General features: G+C 67.3%; 26 protein-coding genes. 24 read left to right on the forward strand and 2 right to left on the reverse strand.

Annotated elements, in window-relative coordinates; genetic code table 11:
- The first annotated feature begins 125 nt into the window (after positions 1-125).
- The 15 genes from nrdR (at position 126) to AC3WQZ_RS14455 (ending at position 14,587) form a co-directional block, all read left to right on the forward strand.
- The gene (gene nrdR, locus AC3WQZ_RS14385; protein ID WP_010813743.1) at positions 126-593 is read left to right on the forward strand and encodes a transcriptional regulator NrdR; all 468 of its coding nucleotides are present in this window, start codon (positions 126-128) and stop codon (positions 591-593) included.
- A gap of 132 nt (positions 594-725) precedes the next feature.
- Positions 726-1,355, forward strand: coding sequence for a type IV pilus modification protein PilV (gene pilV / locus AC3WQZ_RS14390; RefSeq protein WP_011615852.1), 630 nt, complete (start codon positions 726-728; stop codon positions 1,353-1,355).
- Between the two features lies 1 nt (position 1,356).
- On the forward strand, positions 1,357-2,391 hold the full coding sequence (locus tag AC3WQZ_RS14395) for a PilW family protein (RefSeq protein WP_492300762.1): 1,035 nt from the start codon (positions 1,357-1,359) through the stop codon (positions 2,389-2,391).
- On the forward strand, positions 2,388-2,996 hold the full coding sequence (locus AC3WQZ_RS14400) for a pilus assembly PilX family protein (protein WP_492300764.1): 609 nt from the start codon (positions 2,388-2,390) through the stop codon (positions 2,994-2,996). Before AC3WQZ_RS14395 ends, AC3WQZ_RS14400 begins: the two co-directional genes overlap by 4 nt.
- Before the next feature lie 35 nt (positions 2,997-3,031).
- Positions 3,032-6,889, forward strand: coding sequence for a pilus assembly protein (locus AC3WQZ_RS14405; RefSeq protein WP_492300765.1), 3,858 nt, complete (start codon positions 3,032-3,034; stop codon positions 6,887-6,889).
- On the forward strand, positions 6,870-7,325 hold the full coding sequence (locus AC3WQZ_RS14410; protein WP_492300766.1) for a type IV pilin protein: 456 nt from the start codon (positions 6,870-6,872) through the stop codon (positions 7,323-7,325). Before AC3WQZ_RS14405 ends, AC3WQZ_RS14410 begins: the two co-directional genes overlap by 20 nt.
- Entirely contained in the window at positions 7,316-7,858 is a 543-nt protein-coding gene (locus AC3WQZ_RS14415) for a GspH/FimT family pseudopilin (protein WP_010813749.1), read from the forward strand. The genes AC3WQZ_RS14410 and AC3WQZ_RS14415 overlap by 10 nt, the downstream gene beginning before the upstream one ends.
- 128 nt (positions 7,859-7,986) lie before the next feature.
- Positions 7,987-8,379 (forward strand): type IV pilus modification PilV family protein, encoded by a 393-nt coding sequence (locus AC3WQZ_RS14420; protein WP_144062240.1) that lies wholly within the window; start codon positions 7,987-7,989, stop codon positions 8,377-8,379.
- Complete coding sequence (locus tag AC3WQZ_RS14425; RefSeq protein ID WP_010813751.1) at positions 8,376-9,281, forward strand: PilW family protein; 906 nt, start codon at positions 8,376-8,378, stop codon at positions 9,279-9,281. Before AC3WQZ_RS14420 ends, AC3WQZ_RS14425 begins: the two co-directional genes overlap by 4 nt.
- Positions 9,275-9,880 (forward strand): pilus assembly protein, encoded by a 606-nt coding sequence (locus tag AC3WQZ_RS14430; protein WP_439668128.1) that lies wholly within the window; start codon positions 9,275-9,277, stop codon positions 9,878-9,880. The genes AC3WQZ_RS14425 and AC3WQZ_RS14430 overlap by 7 nt, the downstream gene beginning before the upstream one ends.
- Positions 9,881-10,203: 323 nt before the next feature.
- Positions 10,204-11,727: a pilus assembly protein gene (locus AC3WQZ_RS14435; RefSeq protein WP_492300768.1), complete on the forward strand. Its 1,524-nt coding sequence runs from the start codon at positions 10,204-10,206 to the stop codon at positions 11,725-11,727.
- Positions 11,724-12,182, forward strand: a complete 459-nt coding sequence (locus tag AC3WQZ_RS14440; protein WP_492300769.1) for a type IV pilin protein — start codon at positions 11,724-11,726, stop codon at positions 12,180-12,182. The genes AC3WQZ_RS14435 and AC3WQZ_RS14440 overlap by 4 nt, the downstream gene beginning before the upstream one ends.
- A 7-nt stretch (positions 12,183-12,189) precedes the next feature.
- Complete coding sequence (locus AC3WQZ_RS14445) at positions 12,190-12,738, forward strand: GspH/FimT family pseudopilin (RefSeq protein WP_454751179.1); 549 nt, start codon at positions 12,190-12,192, stop codon at positions 12,736-12,738.
- 52 nt (positions 12,739-12,790) lie between these two features.
- Positions 12,791-13,906: a bifunctional diaminohydroxyphosphoribosylaminopyrimidine deaminase/5-amino-6-(5-phosphoribosylamino)uracil reductase RibD gene (gene ribD, locus AC3WQZ_RS14450; protein ID WP_010813756.1), complete on the forward strand. Its 1,116-nt coding sequence runs from the start codon at positions 12,791-12,793 to the stop codon at positions 13,904-13,906.
- A gap of 60 nt (positions 13,907-13,966) precedes the next feature.
- Positions 13,967-14,587: a riboflavin synthase gene (locus AC3WQZ_RS14455; protein ID WP_010813757.1), complete on the forward strand. Its 621-nt coding sequence runs from the start codon at positions 13,967-13,969 to the stop codon at positions 14,585-14,587.
- A 9-nt stretch (positions 14,588-14,596) separates the two neighbouring features.
- Here the strand turns inward: AC3WQZ_RS14455 and AC3WQZ_RS14460 are convergent, their stop codons facing one another.
- A complete protein-coding gene (locus tag AC3WQZ_RS14460) occupies positions 14,597-14,839 on the reverse strand; it encodes a hypothetical protein (protein ID WP_010813758.1) in 243 nt (80 codons plus the stop codon).
- 468 nt (positions 14,840-15,307) lie between these two features.
- Here AC3WQZ_RS14460 and AC3WQZ_RS14465 point away from each other — a divergent pair, with 468 nt between their 5' ends.
- The 7 genes from AC3WQZ_RS14465 to AC3WQZ_RS14495 all read left to right on the forward strand — a co-directional run bounded on the left by AC3WQZ_RS14465 (position 15,308) and on the right by AC3WQZ_RS14495 (position 20,281).
- Complete coding sequence (locus AC3WQZ_RS14465; protein WP_010813759.1) at positions 15,308-15,604, forward strand: hypothetical protein; 297 nt, start codon at positions 15,308-15,310, stop codon at positions 15,602-15,604.
- A 13-nt stretch (positions 15,605-15,617) separates the two neighbouring features.
- Entirely contained in the window at positions 15,618-16,211 is a 594-nt protein-coding gene (locus tag AC3WQZ_RS14470; protein WP_492300770.1) for a hypothetical protein, read from the forward strand.
- Positions 16,208-16,453 carry a hypothetical protein gene (locus tag AC3WQZ_RS14475; RefSeq protein WP_010813761.1) on the forward strand — a complete coding sequence of 82 codons (246 nt, stop codon included), beginning with the start codon at positions 16,208-16,210 and terminating at the stop codon, positions 16,451-16,453. The genes AC3WQZ_RS14470 and AC3WQZ_RS14475 overlap by 4 nt, the downstream gene beginning before the upstream one ends.
- Positions 16,454-16,747: 294 nt before the next feature.
- On the forward strand, positions 16,748-17,857 hold the full coding sequence (gene ribBA / locus AC3WQZ_RS14480) for a bifunctional 3,4-dihydroxy-2-butanone-4-phosphate synthase/GTP cyclohydrolase II (protein ID WP_010813762.1): 1,110 nt from the start codon (positions 16,748-16,750) through the stop codon (positions 17,855-17,857).
- A gap of 72 nt (positions 17,858-17,929) precedes the next feature.
- Positions 17,930-18,430, forward strand: a complete 501-nt coding sequence (gene ribH, locus AC3WQZ_RS14485) for a 6,7-dimethyl-8-ribityllumazine synthase (RefSeq protein WP_010813763.1) — start codon at positions 17,930-17,932, stop codon at positions 18,428-18,430.
- A complete protein-coding gene (gene nusB / locus AC3WQZ_RS14490) occupies positions 18,423-18,941 on the forward strand; it encodes a transcription antitermination factor NusB (protein ID WP_010813764.1) in 519 nt (172 codons plus the stop codon). Before ribH ends, nusB begins: the two co-directional genes overlap by 8 nt.
- A gap of 158 nt (positions 18,942-19,099) precedes the next feature.
- Positions 19,100-20,281 (forward strand): pyridoxal phosphate-dependent aminotransferase, encoded by a 1,182-nt coding sequence (locus AC3WQZ_RS14495; RefSeq protein WP_492300771.1) that lies wholly within the window; start codon positions 19,100-19,102, stop codon positions 20,279-20,281.
- Between the two features lie 80 nt (positions 20,282-20,361).
- Here AC3WQZ_RS14495 and AC3WQZ_RS14500 read toward each other — a convergent pair whose 3' ends face one another.
- Positions 20,362-21,420, reverse strand: a complete 1,059-nt coding sequence (locus AC3WQZ_RS14500) for a lytic transglycosylase domain-containing protein (protein ID WP_011615864.1) — start codon at positions 21,418-21,420, stop codon at positions 20,362-20,364.
- Positions 21,421-21,757: 337 nt separating this feature from the next.
- Between AC3WQZ_RS14500 and AC3WQZ_RS14505 the strand changes: the two genes are divergently transcribed.
- Both AC3WQZ_RS14505 and ubiD read left to right on the forward strand, forming a co-directional pair.
- Positions 21,758-21,994, forward strand: coding sequence for a hypothetical protein (locus AC3WQZ_RS14505; RefSeq protein ID WP_143010644.1), 237 nt, complete (start codon positions 21,758-21,760; stop codon positions 21,992-21,994).
- A 74-nt stretch (positions 21,995-22,068) separates the two neighbouring features.
- Positions 22,069-23,598: a 4-hydroxy-3-polyprenylbenzoate decarboxylase gene (gene ubiD / locus AC3WQZ_RS14510; RefSeq protein WP_010813767.1), complete on the forward strand. Its 1,530-nt coding sequence runs from the start codon at positions 22,069-22,071 to the stop codon at positions 23,596-23,598.
- Positions 23,599-23,687 lie beyond the last annotated feature (89 nt).

Genomic DNA, 23,687 nt, shown 5'->3' on the forward strand with positions numbered 1-23,687 from the left:
GAGCGGCCGGCAGCTCCGCAAGCCGGCGTCCTCGGGCACTGGCTTGCGGGCCTCGCCAACCCGCCCCGCCTCCGCAGAACGACAACACGGACAAGGCGACGGGGTTCAACTGAAGGTGGTCCGGCATGAAATGCCCCTTTTGCGGTCATTCCAATACCCAGGTACTCGACACGCGCATGTCGGAAGACGGCGATGCCGTGCGCCGGCGCCGCCGCTGCGAAGCCTGCGACCGCCGCTTCACCACCTATGAGCGGATCGAGCTGTTCTTCCCCGCCATCGTCAAGAAAAACGGCTCGCGCGTGGACTACACCCGCGCCAAGCTGAAGGATTCCATGCGCCTGGCGCTGCGCAAGCGCCCGGTCTCGGCCGAAGCCATCGACGAAGCCATCACCCGCATCGAAGAAAAACTGCTGGCACTGGGAGAGAAAGAAATCCCCAGCAGCCAGGTCGGCGAACTGGTGATGCGCGAATTGCGCAAGCTCGACAAGATCGCGTATATCCGCTTTGCTTCGGTGTACCGGAGCTTTGAGGACGTGTCGGAATTCCGCGACGTGCTGGATGAGTTTGCGGCGTCCACCCCCCGGAAGGGGTAGCAAAAGTAACAAAATCGTTGTTTAATCCCCGTTGCATTTCCGCAAGGCCCGCTGTCGCATATTAAAAGGGCCCGGGATTGCAGACCAAAAAAAGAAGTTAACGAAGTCGGACGTCTTTTGACGGGGGTCAGAATGGGTCAACGCTGCCGCGGGGCAGCCGGCTTTGCCATGCTCGAAGCATTGGTGGCAATTGTCGTTCTGGCGGTTGGCGTGCTCGGCGTCGCCAGCCTGCTGCTGAATTCATCCCGCTTCACGCAACAAGCTTCCTACGACACCACTGCCATGCAGCTGGCCACCGAGATGGCCGAGCGCATGCGTGCCAATCCGGCCGTCTCGCAAACCGGCGCGGCGGCGGAAGCCATCATCCCGAACCGCTACTTCATCGACACTGCCACCGGGCAGCCGCCCGCGCTCACGGCAGCAAACAGCCCGTACGCGATCGCCTGCCCGGGCACGGCGGCCGGGTGCGCGCAGCAACTGGCGGATTTCGATGTCGCCGAGTTCTGGGAGCGTGTCAGCACAGGCCTGCCTGGCGGACGCGCCGTGATTTGCCGGGACATGGTCGCCTACGACCAGGCCACCGGCTTCTCATGGGGATGCACGCCATCGGCCACTGGCCGCGCGGACGACGCACCGATTGTCATCAAGATCGGCTGGATCTCCCGGCTTGCCGCCAGAACCGTCGCGGCACGGGTCGACATGTCCGACATGGGCACGCGCCCCCAGGTGGTCATCGTGGCCACGCAGGGCACGGTTAACTGACATGCGGAACGCCAGGACGTATCTCAACGCCGGCCGGCATCGTCAACTGGGGCTGTCGCTGGTGGAGCTGATGGTGGCGATGACGCTGAGCCTGCTCCTGATCATGGCTGCCGCGGCGCTCTACCTGACCGGACGAGCCAACTACAACAGCATCGATGACACCACTGCGCTGGATGAGAAAGGCCGCTTTGCGGTGGATACCGTGGTTCGGATCGTGCGCCAGGCCGCGTGGAGCAACTATGCGGGCAACAGCGCCGCGGCCTCTCCCGGCGCCAGCGGGCCTCCCGCGCCCAGCCCCGGAGGCGTCATGCTCACCACCACGAGCCTGTCGCCGACCATCAGCGGCCTCGACAGCTGCGGCGCCCCCGCGCAAGATCTCGGCAATCCGGCGCAAAACCTCGCGTGTCCGGCCCAAGCGGGTGCCGTGAACAAGAGCGATGTGCTGCAGGTCCGCTTCTTCGGCTCCGGCACGCAGCAGGACCGCACCGTCCCGGACAACAGCATGATCGACTGCTCCGGCAATGGCGTCGCCGAGCCGCAGGCCTGGGAAGACGCAGACCTAGCGCGCGGCATGGCGGTCTTCTATGTCAGCAACGATGCCGGCGGCATGCCTCAGCTGATGTGCGGCTATCGTCCACGGGACGCCGCCAACAAGGAAATCCTCACGGCCGGCACGGCGTACCAGGCTGTTTCGCTGATCTCAGGCGTTGAAGTCTTCCAGGTGCTTTACGGCATGGATACGAATTTCGACCAGACCCCGGACCGCTTCCTGTCGGCCACCGAGGTGCTGGCCCTGCCCACCACCTGGCAGAACGTCGTCGCCATAAAGATTGCCATGGTGCTGATGGGCGATACCGCCAGCGCATCGCCTCAGGATCCGCCAACCTTGCGCCTGTTCGGGCGCCTGTTCCCGGGCTCGCCGGGCAACGACACATCCTTCACGCCGGCCACGCAACTGCAGCGCATGCGACGCCTGTACACCGTCACCGTACAGCTCCGGAACATGGCCACCTGCACCACCTGCTCGCCGACATGAACGCCCGCACCGCGCACCCCAACCCGCGTGGCATCGCGCTGATCACCGCCCTGGTGATGCTGCTGATCATCAGCGTCATCGCCATCGCCGGTGCCCGGCTGGCCATTGGCAGCAAGCGCATGGCATCGAACCAGCGCGACCGGGACCTGGCTCAGCAAGCGGCCGAGGCAGCCTTGCTGGATGCGGAAATCGACATCCAGGGTGTTTCCGCCCCAACCAGCCGGTCGGCCATCTTCTCCGGCACCACGATGAATGTGCTGCCGTTCGTGGCGGGTTGCAATACGGGCGTGACAGGCGCCTCACCCTTCCAGGGATTGTGCAACCCGGTGCTCGACGGCACGCCGAACTGGCTTGCCGTTGACTTCAGCCAGACGGGCGCCAACGCACGCACCACCGCCTACGGCACCTTCACCGGCCGCAGGTTCCCGACCGCGACAGGCGGGCTGCTGCCTGCCGCCCTGCCGCGCTACATCATCGAGCCGATCAGCGACATGTCGCCAGGCGCGAGCGAGGGCGCATACATCTTCCGCGTCACGGCCGTCGGCTTTGGCGCTAACCCGGCGACCCGGGTCATGTTGCAGTCGTACTACCGGAAGGGGGAATGAATGGCAACGTCCATGCCTGTCGCGGAGCACGGCAAATGAGCCGGATCCGGAAATTCATTTTCGCGGCAATGGCTGCGCTTCTCAGCCTGCCCGCCGGCCCGCTGCTTGCCGCAACGGAACAGAGCAGCCTCGCGACCGTCAAGCTCGCGCAGGCGCCGCTGTACGGCCGCAACCAGAATATCCATCCCAACCTGCTGCTGACGCTCTCGGTGGAGTTCCCCACGGTGGGGGCAGCCTATCGCTCCGGCACGTATTCGCCGACCACGGAATACATTGGCTACTTCAATCCGCGCAAGTGCTACAACTACAGCGGAAGCGCCAGCAATGGCTATTTTGTCATTGCCGGCGACGCCAACACGGCCGATCACACATGCACGGGCCAGTTCAGCGGCAACTTCATGAACTGGGCCACGGCCTCGGCCATCGATATGCTGCGCTACGCGCTGACCGGGGGCGACCGCGTCGTCGACTCCGCCACACAGACCATCCTGCAACGTGCCGTGCTGCAGGAGAGTTTTTTCAACAGCAACTCCTACTTCCCCCGCAAGACCTACGACAAGGCGTCCTCGGTCACGCCTTTCAGCAGCAGGACCTTGTACATCACCTCATGTGGCAACAAGGTGTTCTTTGGGGACAGCACCGAGTCCGGCGCCAGCTGCTCGAGCCCCGGCAAGTACAGGAACCAGGGCACCTACCTGGTACGGGTGCAAGTCTGCGATGCAAGCGAAGCCAGGTCCCGCACCGATCTCTGCAAGCTGTATCGCACCGGGTACAAGCCGGTTGGCGAAATGCAGCGCAATGCAGACAAGGTCCGCTTTGGCGCGTTTGGCTACCTGAACGACAGCGCCAATACCCGTTATGGCGGTGTCTTGCGGGCGCCCCTGAAGTATGTGGGGCCGAACACCGTCGACAGCAATTTCAACCAAGCCAGCAACCTGCGCCGGGAATGGGATGACGACGGCGTATTCATCCAGAACCCCGAGAGCGCGTCAGAGAACATCAGCGGCGTCATCAATTACCTGAATCAGTTCGGGCGTTCCGGCGCCTACAAGTCATTGGATCCGGTCGGCGAACTCTACTACGAGAGCATCCGCTACCTGCAAGGCCGGCAACCAACGCCCGAAGCCATCGACAACGCCAGCGCCTACAAGGATGGATTTCCGGTCTACACACAATGGACAGACCCCATCCTTGCCAGTTGCCAGAAGAACTACGTCCTTGCCATTGCCGATATCAATACGCACTGGGACCGCTACATTCCCGGCAACACCAGGACGACTTACCTCTCCGGTGGCAAGCCGGTCTCTGCCAACGACTCGGCCCGGCCGGCGGACGCGATATCGAAATACAGCAAGTACAGCTTCGATGTCACGACCTGGACGCAGGCGGTGGCCGATCTCGAGAGTTCGGGAACATCCGGCAACAGCCGCCCCGACACCTCGCTCGCCAACCTGGCTGGCGCCGACACCGGCTCCAGCGGCCACGGCACCTACTATATGGCCGGCGTCGCGTATTGGGCCCATACCTACGGCTTCCGCCCCGATATGCCGGAATTGCGCGTCACCACGTTCAGCATCGACGTCAATGAGAACGGGAACGGCAGCGTCGGCGACGAACAGCGCCGCAGCCAGATGTACCTGGCGGCAAAATACGGCGGCTTTGACGACCAGAATGGTGATGGCAATCCGTTCCGCACCAAGGGGGCCAGCGGCGCCACCGTCACCAGCAATGCCGAATGGGAATCGTCGGGCGGATCCGACGTCCCCGCCAACTGGTTCCTGGCCGGGCAGCCGGCCGCCATGATCGCTTCCATCAAGAAGGTCTTCGCGCAAATCGTCAACGCGGCCGGCACATTGTCTGGCGTGGCACTGACCTCTTCCCAGGTGGCGAGCGACACCCTCTTGTTCACTCCCGGATTCGACCAGCGATGGAACGGGCGCCTTTCGGCACTGGCGGTGACCAATGATCCCGACACCGGCGTTCAGATCTCCAGTACCGAAACCTGGGAGGCCGGCAAGGTGCTGACTGCCCGCACCGCCGCCCGCAATCTGCTGACCTGGGTCCCGTCGGGCACGGCCGACAATGCAGGAACCGGCGCGGGTGCGGGCGCCACCTTCGAATGGAAATCCCTCAACGCCGCGCAGAAGGCCGCACTGAAGCTCGCGCCGACAGAGACTGACACCGTGGCCCAGAGCCGGCTCAGCTATCTGCGTGGCGAGCGCAGCCAGGAGCAATCCACCGGCAGCACGGGGACCATGCGCTTGCGCGACTCACTGCTGGGCGACATCGTCAACTCGGGCCCCGTCTACATGGCGGCCCCGTCCAGCACCATCGCCGAAAGCGACTACACCGCCTTCTACAAGGCCCACAGCCAGCGTACCGCCGCAGTTTACATCGGCGCCAACGATGGCATGCTCCACGCCTTCAATGCGGCCAATGGCTCTGAACTGTTTGCCTACGTGCCAAACGCAGTGTTCGCCAACCTGGTCCAGCTGACCTCGCCGAGCTATATCCATCGGCCGTACGTGGACGCCACGCCTGCCGTGGCGGAAGCCCGGGTCGGCAACGCCTGGCAGACCGTGCTGGTCTCTGGCATGGGTGGCGGCGCGCAAGGCCTCTTTGCGCTGAATGTCAGCGATCCCGCCAGCGTCGGATCCGGCAATGTCTTGTGGGAGTTCACGGACAAGGATGATGCCGACATGGGCAACGTCATGTCGCCGCCCCAGATCGTCAAGCTGTTTGCCGGCAAGGACTCCGACAACAAGCCTGTGTACAGGTGGTTTGCCATGACGGGCAACGGCCTGAATGCCAACGATGCGGATGGCGCGAGCAATCCGGCCGCGCCTTCGGTGCTGTTCATCGTGGCACTGGACAAGCCGGCCGGGACGCCGTGGCAACTGGGCGTCAATTACTGGAAGATCTCGATGGCGGCGGACGTCACCGCCGGCATTGCCAACGGGCTGAGCTCGCCGGCGCTGGTGCGGCTTACCGACGGGCAGACCGTCGCCGCCTACGCCGGCGACCTCCAGGGCCGCCTCTGGAAGTTCATCCTGAATGGCGGCCCATCCACCTGGAACGCTGCCGGGGCCCTGCCCTACTACGGCGGCGGCAACTACGGCCGGCCGCTGTTCCAGGCCCGCGATGCCAGCGGAAAGCCGCAACCGATCACGGTCCAGCCCAAATGGGTCTACGCGCCCGGCGGCTACATGGTGGTGTTCGGCACCGGGAAGTACCTGGAGCCTGCCGACACCATCACCACCGGCACGCTGACCCGGAACGCCATGTACGGCATCTACGATGCGGGAGGCTCCCAGTCGATCGCAGACCGCAGCATGCTGAACCCGGTCACCCTGACCCGTAACAGCAAGGGCGCTTACGAATATTCGTCACGCAGCTATAGCCTCGGCTCAAAGACTGGGCAGAAGGCGGGGTGGTACTTTGATTTCCCGGGCAACGGAGAACGCCAGGTCACCGCACTCGTGCCAGCCTACGGAAAGATCTGGTTCAACTCGCTGATGACCGGCGATGATCTTTGCGGCGCCTCCAGCAACAGCGGCCGCTATCAGATCAATGCGCTGACCGGCATGCCCGCCACGGGGACATCGACCGGCGATCTCTCCACCTTCGGCATCCTGGGTGCGCCAGTGCTGATCCAGACCAAGACCACGGTCGATCCACAACGCAATGCCGTCGGCCAGATCACTACGCTGAAGTTCATCGACGTGTTCTCGTTCGGCGCATCGGGTGGCGGCCGCAGCGCAGGCGCGTCGTTGTCCAGCAGGCCGCTTGTGTCCGGCAACACAGCCACCGACGGGGGGCACCCCACCACCGGGCGCCTTGGCTGGCGCGAGATTCGCAATTTCGGAGCCGCAAATGAAGCGCTGCCACCGTGACTGGCGTCGCCACGCCAGCGGCTTCACGCTGATGGAGATGCTGATTGCCATCGCCATCCTTGGCATCCTCGCTGGCATTGCGTATCCCAACTACGTCGAACATGTTGCCCGCGGGCGCCGCACCGAAGCCAAGGCTGCATTGATGACGGCCATGCAAGCGCTGGAGCGTCGTTACGCACAGGCCAACTCCTACGTCGACCCCGCCGACAGCACGCGCGCCTGGCGCGGCTTCCCGCAAGCCTCGGAAAGCGGCAACTACGCGATTGCATCCGGCGCGTGCGCAGGGCTGGCATTCAACGAATGCGTGCAGGTCAGCGCCACGCCCACGATCGCCGACAACCGCTGTGGCACGCTGCTGCTGCGCAGCACCGGCGAGCGCGGCGTGCTGATCAACCATGTCGCCGCCTTCGCGAACCTGCCCCAGGGATGCTGGTGATGCGCCCTCAAGCCCCCCGACCCCAGACCGGATTCACGCTGATCGAACTGCTGGTCACGCTGGTCGTGCTGGTCATCCTCGCCGGCATGGCGGCACCCGCCTACACCTCCTTCATTCAGCGCAACACGCTTGCCACTGAAGCAGACGCGCTGGCTTCGTCGCTTTCCCTGGCACGGGCCAGTGCGCTATCGCGCAATAGCTGGGTCACCGTGGCGCCCGTCAGCAATGACTGGCGCAACGGCTGGACTGTCTGCCTGAACCCAAATCGAAACGCGGACTGCACGGGCCAAGCCGTGCTGGTTCAGCATGTCCCCTCCGCCCAGGGATTGACCGTAGCATTCTCCAGCACGCCGCAGTCGGGGGTCCTCTCCTACTCGCCCGTAGGCTATACCCGCACGCTGGCAGATGCGATGCAGTCTGCCCAGGTGCTGATGGGACTGGGCACCGGCAACCAGAAGCTCATCGATATCAGCCAGTTGGGCAGGGTCCGCGTATGCGCGCCCGTGCCGACACAAGCCACGGTGTGTCAGTAGGCGAGGCTGCCTGGTCGCTGTTCCCGGGAAGACCGAAACAACATTCCGCAAATCCTCCACGCTTAGGCACGTATTCGCCTGCTCGCGACAGCTAGTCTGACGGTCCCTGCCAGTCTCGGTGACCGCCCATGCCGGATCTTCGCAAGCCAGCACATCCACCTGCCCGCCCGCGCCGCAGACCGCGTTGCGCCGGCCGCCCCGCGGGATTCGCGCTGCATGAAACGCTGTGCGCGCTGATCGTGCTTGGTGCCGGGCTGATGCCAATGATGGGGCTGGCGCCGAAGGCGCTGGCCCAGCTGCGCGAACTCGACGCGCTGGCCCGGTCCGCCCGCCTTGCCGTGGAGATGGCTGAGCTGGATACAGCGCAGCCGGCACTGCAAAGCGGGCGACCAGACCTCTGGTCGAGCCGGTGCGGGAACAACCCGGCGTTTCCGTGCCCGGAAGATTCGCCACTGATCATGGCAGGACGGCTTGGCGGGCAGGCCGGCATACCCGCGATCGCCTTGTGGATGCAGCCATGAGGCGGGACGCATCCAGGGCATTCTCGCTGGTCGAGCTGCTGGTCGGACTGATACTCGGCCTGATCGTCACCGCGGCAGCCGTTGCGGCATTCCATGCCACTCGTACCGCCTACCTCACCGCCACCGACCGCATCCTGCTCGAAGAGCGCGGCCAGCGCGCCCTGACGATCATCGCCGCGCTGCTGCGCCAGTCCGGCTGGCCCGGCGAGCCCCTTCCCGCCACCTCCTACCCTGCGCCGCCGGCCGTCAGCGGCGCCGACGACTGCGGTCAGCCTGCCATCGGTGCGGTGCCGTCCTGCGGCAGGGCTGGCGTCGGCCGCAGCGATGCGCTGCTGGTCCGCTTCAGCGGCAGCGGCCTGCCGGCTGCGCCGTCGCAGCCGGATGAAACCATGACCGACTGCAGCGGCTACGCCGTCGCCGCGCGCGTGGCCGGTGCTGACGCGCACAGTGGCTACGTCGCAGCCAACCTGATCTATGTCGCGGCGGGCAGCGATGGCGTGCCGCAACTGCTGTGCCGCTACCCGGCACGCCGCGGTGGCGTGATCGACGGCACTGGCTGGACCTCCGGCGCGCTGGTCCGCGGCGTTGAATCACTGCAAGTGCGCTACGGCCTGGATACGGACGGCGACGGCCGGGCCGACCGCTTCGAGACGGCATCCGCGATCCACTCGCTGGATGAATCCGCCTGGCATCGCGTGGTGGCCGTGCAGATTGCCATTGCCGTGCGCGGCGAGCGCCCGGGTTCGGCAGCGGCAAGCCCGGGCAAAGACGCCGACCCACCCGGCACCGCCGCCGGCGATCTGGCGCCGGTGCCGCCGTCGCAGGCCGGCACCGCCCGCCGTGTCTTCGCCACCACGGTGCGGCTGCGCAATGCGCCACGCTGCCAGGAAACGCTGTGCTAGCCCGCCGCCTTCCATGTCGCCACAATGCAGGCGCCGTCACGCTGCTGCTCTGCGCCACGATGCTGCTGCTGGTAGTGCTGACCGCTGCCGGCACGCTGCACATGCTGCTGTCCGCGCGGCAACTTGCCGTCATGCAGCTCGAACGCGAAATCGCATTCCGGGCCGCCGAGGTCGCGTTGCTTGATGCCGAGTCGGACCTGCTTGCGGCCGCCATATCGCAAGACATGATGGGCCGGCTCGGCATCTGGCCGGCACCGGGACACTGCGGCAGCGGCCAGCAGGCTGGCGTGTGCCGGCCAGCGGTGACGGGCCCACCCGTGTGGCAGCCCTGGCTGCTGGCCGACACCAGCGCGGACGCCGTCGGCGTGCCATTCGGCCGCTTCTCGGGTGCGACGCTGCCGGTGCTGCCCGCGGGTGCCGCCGGCACGCGCGAACTGCCGCGGTATGTCGCCGAGATCCTGGACGAAGCACCGTCCGGCTACAGCACTCCGGATGCCCCTTCCGCCACCACACCGGCACCACGGATCCGGATCACGGCCATCGGCTTCGGCCGCAGCCGTGCCGTACGTGCCGTGCTACAGAGCGTGATCCAGCCGTGAATCGCCTCGTTGCCGTTGCCTCCGCCTGCCTGGCCATCGCCATTGCACCAGCGTCTGCCGCCACCGGATCCGAAGCAGGTCGGCTGCCCCTGGCTTACCGGACCACGGCGGGCGCATATCCATGGACCGGGCGCTTGTTCGCTGTCGGCTGGCAAGGACCGGCGCCAGTGCTGTCGCCTTATCTATGGGAAGCCGGCACGAGCCTCGACCATCGGCCGGTTGGATCGCGTCGCATATTCACGTCGTCAGCGCCGCCGCAGCGCGTCATCGCGCTGCAATGGGCTGCCATCGATGCCGCCTTCCGGAATACGGATAGCGCGGACATGCTGGGCCGCCTTGACCGCGCTCACCTCGAATGGCTGCGCGGCGACCGCACCGAGGCCGGCCTGCGCCAGCGCGACACGCGACTCGGCAATGCCGCAGGCGCGCGCGTGCGGGTGGTTGCGCCTCCGGCCTGGGCGCCTGGCAAACCCGGGCATGCCGGCTTTCGCGCGCGCTACAGCCTGCGCCCGCACGTCGTCTGGCTGGGCACCAACGACGGTCTGCTGCATGCGTTCAATGCCGTGACCGGCGAGGAGCGCGCCGCCTATCTGCCCGGCGTGCTGTTGCCCTATGCCGCCGCCACGCCGGCGAACGACGCGCCGCTGGCGCCCGCGCCCTGCCCTCGCCCCGAAGCGCAGGATGTGACGATCCATGGCGAGTGGCGCACGGTCGTGCTGTGCGGCATCCCTGGCAGCGCCAGGACCGGCAACCCCGCAGCGGCATTCGCGCTCGACGTCTCGGATCCCGACGGTCCGATGCCTTTTGCATTGCTGTGGGAGATCGCCGCCACGGACACATTGCCACTATCCGCACGCGGCCCGGTGCGTGCCGCCGGCATTCCTGGCCAGGACGGATTGCGCTGGTACGCAGTCGTGACGCTGGCTGCCGCGACCCATGACAAGTCGGAGGCAGCGCGCTCCGGCCTTGCGCTGCTGCCATTGGACAAGCCCGCCGGGGCGGCATGGGCCGGGCAGTACGCCGTCCGCACCTTGCCATTGCCGGAACGCGACTGCCTGGGCCGGCCGGCAACCGGCAACCTGGTGGCGGCCAGCGTGCTGTCCGACATGACAGGCACGGCACGCGCTGCCTATGCGACAGACGATGCCGGCCAGCTATGGCGCTTCCCGCTCGCGGAGGCGCCTCAGCCGGGCGGTGCGCCCGCCGTGTCATGCCTCCACCGGATGCAGACGTCGGCGCAGCCGCTCATGCCCGAAGCGCCCGTGCTGCTCGGAGCGCCGACTGCGCCGGTCGTGGTCTATGGCACGGGCAACGAACTTGCAGCGGTGCCCGACCTGTCGTCCACGCGCGCCGCCACGGCGGTCCCGTTGGTGGAAGTCGCGGCGCAGGCCGCAGATGGCGGGCACACCCTGCGCGCGCAGCCAGCCGGCGCCGGCGATGCCGGCTGGCATCTGACCCTGCCCCATGCCGGCGAACAGGTGGTGGAGGTCCAGCCGGTCTTCCCCGGCCATCTGCTGTTCGTGACGCGCACGCCCGATGGCGCGCAACGCAGCTACCTGGTGCTGGCGGCGACCGGGGAATCGGTCAGCCAGAGCGGAACCGGCGAACGCCTGCACATGGCCACCGGCCAGTTGCTGGCTCCAGGCGCCAGCGTGTTCGTGACCGTTGCCGAATTGCCCGCCGCACCGGCGCAGCCGGGACGCACCGCGCGCCAGGCTTACGAGCTGTCGCTGTGGGCTGTCGATGGCAACACGGTCACGCGGGTGTCGCAAACCATGGCCAGCCGGCGCACCGGGCGCCTGCGCTGGCGCGAGATCGCCGGACCGGTACGGGAGGATTTGCCATGACTACCGCGGCGCCTGCCTCCCGGCCCCGGGCCGGGTTCAGCCTGGTCGAGCTTGCGGTTGCGTTGGCCGTCCTCGCCATCCTCGCGGCCATCGCCGTGCCCGCATGGCACGGCCACCTGATGCGGGGATGGCGGGCGCAGGCGCGTACCGCGCTGACCGAGGGAATGCTGCAACTGGAGCGCCACGCCGTCGGCGCCATGACGTTTGCCACCGAACCCGGTGCCGAAGTGGCCGCCGGGGAATGGCCACTATCCGTACCGGCCACCGGCACCGTGCGTCATGTCGTGACAGCCGCGGCATGCCCGCAGGCCGGCCTGGATACCTGTGTTGAATTGCGAGCCGTCCCGCAGCGGCCCGACCCGGAGTGCGGCGTGCTGATCCTGCGCAGCACCGGACAGTGGCTGACGCTGCCCGAAGGTGAAGCCGTGCCACGGCCGCTTCCGTCCCATTGCTGAAGGCACGATGAACAGCCACGCTCCCCGCCGCCACCATGGCCTGACTCTGGCCGAGCTGCTCGCCGGCCTGGCCATCCTGGCACTGCTGGCGGCGGCATCCTATCCGGTGTTCGGCGGCCTGCTCGCCCGGCAACAGGTCACACTGGCGGCCGACCGGCTGGCGGCATCGCTGGCGCTGGCGCGGGCCACCGCACTGGCGCGCCGCCTCGAGGTGACGCTGCAGCCGCTGCCGGGCGAGGCGACGCTGGGCCCTGGCTGGCAACTGGTCGCGGCAGACGGCGCCCCGGATCGCCGCGCGGTGCTGGCCGTGGTCGAACCGGGCATGCCCTGCCTGTGGGTGACGCTGCGCCAGACCGCCCGCGGCACGAATGTGCTGAAATTCCTGCCTGTGGGATACTCTCGTTCTGAGCAGGGCGGTTTCCAGGCCGCTACTTTCACGCTCGGCTGCCGTGGCGAGCAGCGGCAAGTCAGGCTGGGCGCGCAGGGACGTATCCGACTCTGCACCCCCGGCCGCGACGCTGACTGCGATGCGACGGAGTCCTCCGGACCACCATAACCCGGCAGCCCTGTATTCCAGATCGCTGCGCCAGGGCAAACGCAACCGCCGAATGTTTTCCGATACCGACCACGCCGCCATGCAACAGGCCCTCGCGCTCGCCGCGCGGGGCATGTTCATCACCACGCCCAACCCGCGCGTCGGCTGCGTGCTCGTCAAGGATGGCCAGGTCATCGGCCAGGGGTTCACCCAGCCGGCCGGACAGGACCATGCCGAGATCCAGGCGATGAAGGACGCGCTGGCGCGCGGGCTGGACCCGGCCGGCTCCACCGCCTATGTCACGCTGGAGCCGTGCAGCCATTTCGGACGCACGCCGCCGTGCGCCGATGCGCTGGTGCGCGCGGGCGTAGCGCGCGTGGTAGCGGCCATGGAGGATCCCAACCCGTCGGTATCCGGGCGCGGCCTGCAGCGGTTGCGCGAGGCCGGCGTGGACGTGCGCTGCGGCCTGCTGGAGAAGGAAGCGCGCGACCTGAATATCGGCTTCGTCTCGCGCATGACGCGCGGGCTGCCGTGGGTGCGCATCAAGGTGGCGGCATCGATGGATGGTGGCACCGCGCTGCATGACGGCACCAGCCAGTGGATCACCGGCCAGGCCGCGCGCGACGACGGCCATGCCTGGCGCGCACGTGCGTGCGCGATCCTCACCGGCATCGGCACCGTGCGCGACGACAACCCCGCGCTGACGGTGCGGGCCATCGCCACGCCGCGCCAGCCCCAGCGGGTGCTGGTCGATTCGCGGCTGGAGGTCCCGCTGGACGCGCAGATCCTGACGCCGGACACCGGCCAGTTCGCCAAGCCGGTGCTGGTGTTCTGCGCGGTGGAGGACCGCGAACGCCAGCGCGCACTGGAAGGCCGCGGCGCCGAAGTCGTGGTCCTGCCCAACCCGCACGGCAAGGTCGAGTTGCGCCGCATGCTGGAAGAACTCGGCCGGCGCGGCATCAATGAGCTGCACGTGGAAGCCGGCTTCAAGCTCAACGGTTCGCTGGTGCGCGAGCATTGCGCCGACGAGCTGCTGATCTACCTCGCACCCAAGCTGCTGGGCGATGCCCAGGGCATGTTCAACTTGCCGCCGCTGGCGCGGCTGCAGGACGCCGCACAGTTCCGCTGGCATGAGATCCGGCAGATCGGCGACGACCTGCGCCTGATTGCCCGGCGCAACGACGCGTAGCGCGCCACCCATCGGCACCGCGTATCCAGATTCCAAATACCCAAAGCAGAAGACACCACCATGTTTACAGGCATTGTCGCGGCAGTCGGCCGCATTGATTCCGTAACCCCGCTGGGCGCCGCCGATGCCGGCGTGCGCTTGCATATCGCCGCGGGCGGGCTGGACCTGTCGGACGTCATCATCGGCGACAGCATTGCCATCCAGGGCGCCTGCATGACCGTGATCGCCATGGCGCCCGACAGTTTCGACGTCGAGGTCTCGCGCGAGTCGCTGGACAAGACCGTGGGGCTGGAGAGCACCGGCCGCGTCAACCTGGAAAAGGCACTGCGCCTGGCCGACCGCCTGGGCGGCCACCTGGTGTCCGGGCACGTCGACGGCCTGGGCGAAGTCGTGCACTTCGCGCCGGTGGGCGAATCGCATGAACTGCGCATCCGCGCCCCGCGCGAGCTGGCACGCTACCTGGCCTACAAGGGCTCGGTCGTGGTCAACGGGGTGTCGCTGACCGTCAACCGCGTCAATGACGAAGCCGACGGCTGCGTGTTCTCCATCAACCTGATCCCCCACACCGTGGAAGTCACCACGCTGCAGGAACTCAAGCCGGGCGCGCGCGTGAACCTGGAGATCGACCTGATCGCCCGCTATGTGGAGCGGATGCTGTCGACCGCGCAGGCCCCCGCGTAATCCCGCGGGCTACCTGCCCTCGTCAGGCACGTTATAGGTCTCGCGCAGCTTGTCGGTGAAGGGACGCAGCGCTTCCACGCAGGCGCTGCTGTTGCCGCCCTCCATCGTGGACAGGCTCCAGTTGCAGCCGCCGGCGTCCGGCGCGTGCCAGACCACATCGCCAAAGCAGGCGCCTTCGCAGGCGGCGAACTTCGACTGCTCGGCGCGTACCAGGGCACGCAGTTCGGCCTTGTTCTTGATCTGCCTCGACATGGTTGTCTCCCTTTGTTGTACAAAGTCCGCGGGCGCGATCAGGCTGCCGCCCTGATTTGAAGTCCGAGCCGCCGCTTGCCAGCGCGGCGGCATTCAGGGCGGGGCGTGCCCTTTTGTCGCGAGCATACGCTGACAAACCCCTCCTGTGGCAATTTGCTTGCACCGCCGCCCCCCCTGGGAGGCGCGCCGCGCGGGGCCTGGCAGCTTTGTTGTAAGTCAGCTGGTGCCTGCAGCGCCCGAGGCCTAGAATGGTTAAGCAGCGCTTGCAGTCCATGTATGCCCACAGGCGCTCGCCACTCGTTCCCGGGCCTCCCCCCTCGACAACGTCTAGCACCGGTGACTGCTGAAGTCACTCACGGGGACCACCTGGACCTTCATGCTCCCCTGCCCGCCGCGCCGCGCGCTCGTCCGCGAGCTGGCGCTCCCGCCGTTTCTTTCAACTGCCGGCCGGATTGTTGCCCGGCACCCATGAAGGAACTCACTGTGCCCGACCCCACCGCCAGAATCCTGTATCAGCGACTTCCGGCCACGCGCCTGCTGCGTGACCGGCATCCCACTGCGCCGATGCGCGCGCGCCTGGGCTTTGTGCGCCTGGCCGCGACCCACCTGCACCGTGCCGCCACGCTACTGATCGACTGGGACCAGGCCGTGGGCAACGGATGGCCGCGGCTGCAGCCGCCGTCCTCCCCCCTGGCGAAGACATTCCGGCGCCCAGGCGCCCGGCGTTTCGCAGGCTTTCCGTGGTCCAGCGGCAAATGGACCTGACACCAAGCGAGGCATGACCATGCTCACCCTGTTGTATTTCCGGCTGAACGACATTGCCGCGGCAAGGCGCGCGCACGCGCAGCTTGGCGAGCTGGCCGCGACTCCCGCACGCATCGACGGGCCATGGTTCTTCCAGCGCGACGACCAGCCGGCCGAAGGCCTGCCCTCGCCCCACGCGGCACAGGTCACCTATCGCAATGAAGTCGCGGCAGCCGGCATGGCCGCCGGCGCAGTGCTGGTGGCCTGGCTCGTGTTCCGCTACGGCACGCCGGCCAACGCGGCCACGGGCTTCATGGCCTACCTCGGCGGCATGGCGCTGGGCGCCGTGATCGGCCGGTGGCTGGGCAGCGTGATCGGCGCCGGGATCATGCGCGCCGGCCTGAGGCGGCAGAAGCGGCAAATGACCGCAGGCCAGCTGATGATGATCTGCGCGTGCGACCCGCACGCAAAGGGGCGGCTCTGCGAGATCGCCCAGGATGCCGGCGCCGCCGCCATCGACCCACAGGATGGCCGGCTGCCCCTGCGCGGCTGGCTGACAGACCGCCACTGGCCCGCATGGCTTGCAGGCCATGGCCAGCGCGCTGTCCCACACAGGAAACAAGCATGAGCGAGAGTTTTTTCTATCAGCATTGCCACGTTGTCGTGACACTGGCCGAGGTCACCTTCGGCAAGTGGGAATGGACCTATGCGCTGGATGCGCATGCCAGGTTCACCAAACCCAACGCCGGCTTCCTCACGCGCGAGCTCGCGCTGGCTGACGCGACCCGCGCGGCCAGGGCGCGCATCGCCAGGACCTCGCGGCTGCGCGCCGCAGGCCACGACCGCACCGCGCTGGCCGCCGCCGCATAGCCCCGGCCGAGCCAGGCGCCGGCACCCTGCCGGCAACGGGGCGGCCCATGCAGCACCGCGCTCCTTACCCGCTTCAGGCAGGCGCCGCACTTTCCGGCGCCGTCGCCTCACGCCTTGCCTGCCTTGGCGTACAATACCCGGCTTGACTGGGCAACCTGCCGGGCGTATATGGCCTGGCCGGCCCGGCCCGACGCCCCGCCTCAGTCCGGCCGCTTTCAACCGCGGCCATGTTTCCTGCCCCAGCTATTCGCCGGTTTTTCGCTCGATTCGCCCCAATTTGCCGTTCAGCACGCCATGAAAATCGCCCGTACCGAAGACATCATTGCCGACATCCGCGCCGGCCGCATGGTCATCCTCGTCGATGAGGAAGACCGCGAGAATGAAGGCGATCTGGTGCTGGCTGCCGATTTCGTCACACCGGAAGCGATCAACTTCATGGCCAAGCACGGCCGCGGGCTGATCTGCCTGACCCTGACCGCCGAGCGCTGCCGCCAGCTGGACCTGCACCCGATGGTCAGCCGCAACGGCACCCAGCACGGCACCAACTTCACCGTGTCGATCGAGGCTGCCGAGGGCGTGACCACCGGCATTTCCGCCGCCGACCGCGCCCGCACCGTGCAGGCCGCCGTCGCCCGCGACGCCAGGCCGGCCGACCTGGTCCAGCCCGGCCATATCTTCCCGCTGACGGCCCAGCCCGGCGGCGTGCTGATCCGCGCCGGCCATACCGAGGCCGGCTGCGACCTGGGCGCGCTGGCAGGCCTGACGCCGGCGGCCGTGATCTGCGAGATCATGAAGGACGACGGCACCATGGCGCGCCTGCCGGACCTGATCGAGTTCGCGCAGGAACATGACCTGAAGATCGGCACCATTGCCGACCTGATCCACTACCGCAGCCGCACCGAGAGCATTATCGAGCGTGTGGGCGAGCGCGCCATGCAGACGCCCTACGGCACCTTCCACAGCATCGCCTACCGCGACAAGCCCACCGGCCAGGCGCACCTGGCGCTGGTCAAGGGTTCGCCCGCGCCGGACCAGGAAACGCTGGTGCGCGTGCACGAGCCCTTCTCGGTGCTGGACCTGCTGGAAGTGAAGTGCACCACGCATTCCTGGAGCATTCCGGCGGCAATGAAAGCCATCGCCGAGGCCGACAGCGGCGTGATCGTGCTGCTTAACTGCGGCGACTCGGCCGACCAGCTGTTCACGCAGTTCAGCGCGCTGGACGCGCCGCAGTCGCGCCCGCGCCGCAAGCCGGACCTGCGCACCTACGGCATGGGCGCGCAGATCCTGAAGGATGTTGGCGTGGGCAGGATGCGCGTGCTGGCGTCGCCGCAGCGCATGCCCAGCATGACCGGCTTCGACCTCGAGGTCACCGGCTACCAACCCATGAACGGCCAGGCCGACTGAGCCTGCGCCACCCGGACACCCCGGCAGCGCGCACCAGCGCCGTTGCCGCCCCGAAAACTGGAGAACTGAACAATGGATCACGGCTTCTACCCCAGCAACCTCGACGGTGAAGGCCTGCGTATCGGCATCGTGCAGGCCCGCTTCAACGAGCCGGTCTGCGCCGAACTGCTCGAAGCCTGCGTGGCCGAGCTGGAAAAGCTCGGCGTCGAGGGCGAAGACACCCTGGTGGTGACCGTCCCCGGCGCGCTGGAAATCCCGCTGGCGCTGCAGAAGATGTGCGAGAGCGGCCAGTTCGACGCCCTGGTCGCCCTGGGCGCCGTGGTGCGCGGCGAGACCTACCACTTCGAGCTGGTCTCGAACGAGTCGGGCGCCGGCATCACCCGCGTCGGCCTGGACTTCAATGTGCCGATCGCCAATGGCATCCTGACCGTGGATACTGACGAGCAGGCCCACGCCCGCACGCGCGAGAAGGGCCGCGACTGCGCCCGCGCCGCGGTGGAGATGGCCAACCTGGTCGCCGCGCTCGATTCGCTGCGCGGCCAGGAAGATGAAGACGAGGACGACGATGAGTGATACGTCGAACACCCCCGACAACGACGGCGGCAAGACAGCCGGCGGCAAGCCCGCCGCGGCCCGCACCGAGGCGAAGGCACCGCCCAAGAGCGCGCGCCGCCGCTCGCGCGAGCTGGCTCTGCAAGGGCTGTATCAGTGGCTGCTGAACCGTAATGACATCGGGGCGATCCAGGCTCACCTGCATGATGCGCAAGGTTTCAACAAGGCCGACCGCGAGCACTTCGACGCGCTCCTCAACGGCGCCGTACGCGAGGAAGCCCGCCTGACCGCCGCCTTCGAGCCGTTCCTGGACCGCAAGGTCGAAGAACTGTCGCCGGTCGAGCGCGCCGCCCTGCTGGTCGGCAGCTATGAGCTGGTGCACTGCCTCGACATCCCGTACAAGGTCGTGATCAACGAAGCCGTCGAGCTGACCAAGACCTTTGGCGGCGTCGAGGGCTACAAGTACGTCAACGGCGTACTGGACAAGCTTGCCGCCCAGGTGCGCGCGGCCGAGGTCGCGGCGCGCCGCTGAGTTGCCAGCTGAGTTGCCAGCTGAGCCGCCCGCGGGCCGGCCCACGCCATCACGGCTGGCTTGCGCCGGCAGTGATGAAGACGACACCCGCCCCGGCGGGTGTTTTCATTCCTACCTATCCTCTTGCTGAACGGGCCCCGGGCCCGTCCCGGACCACCATGGACATGCAGCACCTGGCCACCGCCTCCCGCCTCGCCAATATCGAAGCCTTCCACGTGATGGAACTGGCCAAGCAGGCCGCCGCGCTGGAACGCGCCGGCCGCCATATCGTGCACATGGGTATCGGCGAGCCGGACTTTACCGCCGCCGAGCCGGTGGTGCGCGCGGCCGAAGCCGCCATGCGCCGCGGCGTGACCCAGTACACCGGTGCGCTCGGCATCCATCCGCTGCGCGAGGCCATCGCGGGCTATTACAAGACGGCCTACGGGCTGGATATCCCGGCCCGGCGCGTGATCGTCACGGCCGGCGCCTCGGGCGCGCTGCTGCTGGCGTGCGCGGTGCTGGTCGAGATCGGCGCCGAGGTGCTGATGCCCGACCCCAGCTACCCCTGCAACCGGCACTTCGTCGCCGCCTTCGACGGCGCCGCGCGCATGATCCCGAGCGGCCCGGCCGAGCGCTTCCAGCTGACCGCCGCGCAGGTCGAGGCCAACTGGGGCGAGCAGACCTGCGGCGTGCTGCTGGCATCGCCTTCCAACCCCACCGGCACCTCGATCCTGCCCGACGAGCTCGCCCGCATCCTGCAGGCCGTGCGCGCGCGCAACGGCTTTGCCATCCTCGACGAGATCTACCAGGGCCTGTCCTATGACGCGCCGCCGGTCTCGGCACTGAGCCTGGACGAGAACGTGGTCACGGTGAACAGCTTCTCCAAGTACTTCAACATGACGGGCTGGCGCCTGGGCTGGCTGGTGGTGCCGGAGGCGCTGGTGGAAGCCTTCGAGAAGGTCGCGCAGAACCTGTTCATCTGCGCGTCGGCCGTGGCGCAGTACGCCGCGCTGGCCTGCTTCACCCCCGAGGCCCTGGCGATCTACGACGAGCGCAAGGCCGAGTTCCGCCGCCGCCGCGACCTGATCGTGCCGGCACTGGAGTCCCTTGGCCTGCGCGTGCCGGTGCGCCCCGACGGCGCCTTCTATGTCTACGCCGACTGCCGCGGCGTCAACCACCCCGCCGCCGGCGATGCCGACCGGCTGACGCAGGCGATGCTGCACGATGCGGGCGTGGTCATGGTGCCGGGGCAGGATTTCGGCCCGCATACGGCGAAGGACTACATCCGGATCTCGTACGCGACCTCGCGCGAGAATATCGAGGAGGCGATGGCGCGCCTCGGCAAGCTGTTCCGCTGACCGGCCTCTGCCGCGGCTGAAGCAGGCAAAAGAAAAGCACCCCGCGGGGTGCTTTTCTGATTGGCGGTACCGTTGCACGCTCAGGCGTTGTGCGGACCGTTGTTCGCTTCCAGTTTCTCGGTCGGGGCCAGCTGCTCGGCCGGGGCCTTGACCTCGACCGGCTTGTCGGCGTTGGCGGGCGCGTTGCGCACGCCCAGCAGCTGGCGCAGGCGGGCACGCTCGGCCAGCACCTTGGCGCCGTAGCCGCCATCGGTAGCCGTGGTGGCACCGACGTAGTACTTCAGGCCGCCTTCGATCGAGCCGGCGCGGGCGATGCAGTCCTTGAGCACCAGCGCGCCGATCTTGATATTGGCATACGGGTTCAGTGCCGCGGCAACGCCGCCGACGGCCTCGTACTTGTCCTGGTGGACCTTGGTCATGACCTGCATCAGGCCCTGCGCGCCCACGCCGCTTTCGGCGTACGGGTTGAAGCTGGACTCGATCGCGATCACGCCCAGGATCAGCAGCGGGTCGATGCCGACCTCGCGGCCGGTCAGGTAGGCCGCCTTCACCAGCTGCGCGGTGGCCTGCGCCGCCACGCGGTACTTGCGGGCGATATAGTCGGCGACGGCCGCCTGCTCGCGCGCGCTGCCCAGCGTGGCGGTGCTGCGGGCGTCTTGCGCCACGCGCGTGACCGGGATCCGCGCGGCGAGGTGCGCGACCGACGGCACCTTGGCGGATGCCGCCAGGGTCCATTCGTCCACGCCCGACACCGTCGGCAGGCCGGCCTTGCCAAAGGCAAGCTTGGCCGCGGCGACGTCCGCCGAATGCGGCGGCACGGCAGTGCTGGCCACGGCAGGCGCGGCCGGCATGGCGGCGCCAACCAGCACCGCGGGTGCCTCGTCACCCGCCAGCAGCGCGGCCAGCGTGGTGCGCCACTCCTGGCTCAGCGACAGCGACACGGCCGAAACGACCGCGACCACGCCCAGGCTGTTCAGCGCGTACTTCAGCGTTGTGCGGCCACCGCGCAACGCGCGGCCCGCGACCGGATGCGCAAGACGGACCTGCAATGCCCGACTCACTCCGGGTACCGGCTGTCGGAGACGGACCTGCAAGGCCCGCCCGATGCCGGGAAGATGAAGGGTTTTCCAACCGCTCATGCTTACCTCCATCCGTTGCCCGCTTCGCGCGCCCGACTGCGGCACGCGCCCGATCTCAACGTACTCAAGTAAGGATGCCGCGCCGTCCAGCAGTGACGACCAAGCATCTGTTGGCAGGCGCTCCCCGTGCGCCCAACTGGAAACAGGCTACGCTCTGGGGGAGCGCACCCTGCCACGACTAAACTCACTACGCTCCGGCAAGTCGCCGGAGGCGACCGGTCGGCCCGCCTTGCTTCGGGTCCATACATCGGTCCTTGCTGGAGGGACTTTCTGGCACATTTTCTTTATGTGCACCCCTTGACATAGGGGGAAAATCCATGTTGCGACGCAACACTCCATGGAGCAAGACCGGATTGTAGGAACGGTGTTATATCCCGTCAAGAATAATAACTTCGGTTTCTACTACTTACAGTTATTTGTAACAATGATTGCCATGTCGCCACCGGATCACCCGATTGCCCGCAAACGCAGGCCTGGCCTTGGCTGGTCGCTCGGAAAAGTACGCTGTCAGCGACAAAAAACTTACAATTTGCGCGGCTTGGCTTTGATGATTTTTTTGCCGCGGCGCCGGTGAATGTGTATCGTCACCGACTTCGACGCCGCCTTGCAGAGGCTTTCCCCCAGCCCCGCACCACAACAGAATTCACTATGCAATACAAAGACTTGCGCGATTTCATCGGCCAACTCGAAGGCATGGGCGAGCTGCGGCGCAGCGCCCGGCCGGTTGCGCCCAACCTGGAAATGACCGAAGTCTGCGACCGGCTGCTGCGCGCTGGAGGCCCCGCGGTCCTTTTTGAGAAACCTTCCGGAGCCAGCACCGATGGAGGTATCTATAGCGTCCCCGTACTGGCCAATCTGTTCGGCACGACACACAGAGTCGCACTTGGCATGGGCGCCGAATCGATGGAGGACCTGCGCGACATCGGCCGGGTCTTGTCAGCATTGAAGGAACCGGAACCGCCGCGCGGCCTTCGCGAGGCCGGCAAGCTGTTCACGCTGGCCAAATCTGTGTGGGATATGGCACCAAAGCGCGTCAGCAGCCCGGCCTGCCAGGAGGTGGTGTGGGAAGGCAACGACGTCGACCTGGCGCGCCTGCCGATCCAGACCTGCTGGCCCGGCGACGCCGCGCCGCTGATCACCTGGGGCCTGGTGGTGACCAAGGGCCCGCACAAGAAGCGCCAGAACCTTGGCATCTACCGCCAGCAGGTGATCGGCCGCAACCAGGTCATCATGCGCTGGCTGGCGCACCGCGGCGGCGCGCTGGATTTCCGCGAGCATGCGCTGGCCAATCCCGGCAAGCCCTTCCCGATCGCGGTGGCGCTGGGCGCGGACCCCGCCACCATCCTGGGCGCGGTGACGCCGGTGCCCGATACGCTGTCCGAGTACCAGTTCGCCGGCCTGCTGCGCGGCAGCCGCACCGCGCTGGCCGGCTGCCTCACGCCGACGCTGTCCGAGCTGAGCGTGCCCGCGTCGGCCGAGATCGTGCTCGAAGGCCATATCCAGCCCGACCCGAACCACCCGTCCGGCTACCAGCATGCGCTGGAAGGCCCGTTCGGCGACCACACCGGCTATTACAACGAGCAGGACTGGTTCCCGGTGTTCACCATCGACCGCATCACCATGCGGCGCGACCCGATCTACCACTCCACCTACACCGGCAAGCCGCCCGATGAGCCGGCGGTGCTGGGCGTGGCGCTGAACGAGGTGTTCGTGCCGCTGCTGCAGAAGCAGTTCCCGGAGATCACCGACTTCTACCTGCCGCCCGAGGGCTGCAGCTACCGCATGGCGCTGGTGCGCATGAAGAAGCAGTACGCCGGCCATGCCAAGCGCGTGATGTTCGGCGTGTGGAGCTTCCTGCGGCAGTTCATGTATACGAAGTTCATCGTGGTGGTCGATGACGATGTCGACGTGCGCGACTGGAAGGAAGTGATCTGGGCCATCACCACACGGGTCGACCCCAGCCGCGACACGGTGCTGGTCGACAACACGCCGATCGATTACCTGGACTTCGCCTCGCCGGTGTCGGGCCTGGGTTCCAAGATGGGCATCGACGCGACCGACAAGTGGCCGGGCGAGACCACGCGCGAATGGGGCACGCCGATCTCCATGGATGCCGCGGTCAAGGCGAAGGTCGATACCATGTGGGAAAGCCTGTTCGAGCGTCCGGCCGGCAACTGAATCTAAGGGCCGTTATCATTGCAGGCTGATGCCGGCTGCCGCCACACGAGCCCGGCATACCCATCGCCACCATCCGATGCCCGCGACAG

It is taken from the genome of Cupriavidus sp. FW305-26 (genome assembly GCF_058787975.1).

Bases quoted from the DNA above. Each gene is read 5' to 3' on its own strand.
- ubiD (WP_010813767.1), top strand. From the start codon at position 22,069: ATGCAATACAAAGACTTGCGCGATTTCATCGGCCAACTCGAAGGCATG.
- AC3WQZ_RS14440 (WP_492300769.1), top strand. From the start codon at position 11,724: ATGACTACCGCGGCGCCTGCCTCCCGGCCCCGGGCCGGGTTCAGCCTG.
- AC3WQZ_RS14455 (WP_010813757.1), top strand. From the start codon at position 13,967: ATGTTTACAGGCATTGTCGCGGCAGTCGGCCGCATTGATTCCGTAACC.
- nusB (WP_010813764.1), top strand. From the start codon at position 18,423: ATGAGTGATACGTCGAACACCCCCGACAACGACGGCGGCAAGACAGCC.
- AC3WQZ_RS14460 (WP_010813758.1), bottom strand. From the start codon at position 14,839: ATGTCGAGGCAGATCAAGAACAAGGCCGAACTGCGTGCCCTGGTACGC.
- AC3WQZ_RS14425 (WP_010813751.1), top strand. From the start codon at position 8,376: ATGAGGCGGGACGCATCCAGGGCATTCTCGCTGGTCGAGCTGCTGGTC.
- AC3WQZ_RS14395 (WP_492300762.1), top strand. From the start codon at position 1,357: ATGCGGAACGCCAGGACGTATCTCAACGCCGGCCGGCATCGTCAACTG.
- AC3WQZ_RS14435 (WP_492300768.1), top strand. From the start codon at position 10,204: ATGCTGGGCCGCCTTGACCGCGCTCACCTCGAATGGCTGCGCGGCGAC.
- nrdR (WP_010813743.1), top strand. From the start codon at position 126: ATGAAATGCCCCTTTTGCGGTCATTCCAATACCCAGGTACTCGACACG.
- AC3WQZ_RS14445 (WP_454751179.1), top strand. From the start codon at position 12,190: ATGAACAGCCACGCTCCCCGCCGCCACCATGGCCTGACTCTGGCCGAG.
- AC3WQZ_RS14470 (WP_492300770.1), top strand. From the start codon at position 15,618: ATGACCATGCTCACCCTGTTGTATTTCCGGCTGAACGACATTGCCGCG.
- AC3WQZ_RS14405 (WP_492300765.1), top strand. From the start codon at position 3,032: ATGAGCCGGATCCGGAAATTCATTTTCGCGGCAATGGCTGCGCTTCTC.
- AC3WQZ_RS14475 (WP_010813761.1), top strand. From the start codon at position 16,208: ATGAGCGAGAGTTTTTTCTATCAGCATTGCCACGTTGTCGTGACACTG.
- ribD (WP_010813756.1), top strand. From the start codon at position 12,791: ATGTTTTCCGATACCGACCACGCCGCCATGCAACAGGCCCTCGCGCTC.
- AC3WQZ_RS14505 (WP_143010644.1), top strand. From the start codon at position 21,758: ATGGAGCAAGACCGGATTGTAGGAACGGTGTTATATCCCGTCAAGAAT.
- AC3WQZ_RS14420 (WP_144062240.1), top strand. From the start codon at position 7,987: ATGCCGGATCTTCGCAAGCCAGCACATCCACCTGCCCGCCCGCGCCGC.
- AC3WQZ_RS14410 (WP_492300766.1), top strand. From the start codon at position 6,870: ATGAAGCGCTGCCACCGTGACTGGCGTCGCCACGCCAGCGGCTTCACG.
- pilV (WP_011615852.1), top strand. From the start codon at position 726: ATGGGTCAACGCTGCCGCGGGGCAGCCGGCTTTGCCATGCTCGAAGCA.
- AC3WQZ_RS14500 (WP_011615864.1), bottom strand. From the start codon at position 21,420: ATGAGCGGTTGGAAAACCCTTCATCTTCCCGGCATCGGGCGGGCCTTG.
- ribBA (WP_010813762.1), top strand. From the start codon at position 16,748: ATGAAAATCGCCCGTACCGAAGACATCATTGCCGACATCCGCGCCGGC.
- ribH (WP_010813763.1), top strand. From the start codon at position 17,930: ATGGATCACGGCTTCTACCCCAGCAACCTCGACGGTGAAGGCCTGCGT.
- AC3WQZ_RS14400 (WP_492300764.1), top strand. From the start codon at position 2,388: ATGAACGCCCGCACCGCGCACCCCAACCCGCGTGGCATCGCGCTGATC.
- AC3WQZ_RS14465 (WP_010813759.1), top strand. From the start codon at position 15,308: ATGAAGGAACTCACTGTGCCCGACCCCACCGCCAGAATCCTGTATCAG.
- AC3WQZ_RS14495 (WP_492300771.1), top strand. From the start codon at position 19,100: ATGGACATGCAGCACCTGGCCACCGCCTCCCGCCTCGCCAATATCGAA.
- AC3WQZ_RS14415 (WP_010813749.1), top strand. From the start codon at position 7,316: ATGCTGGTGATGCGCCCTCAAGCCCCCCGACCCCAGACCGGATTCACG.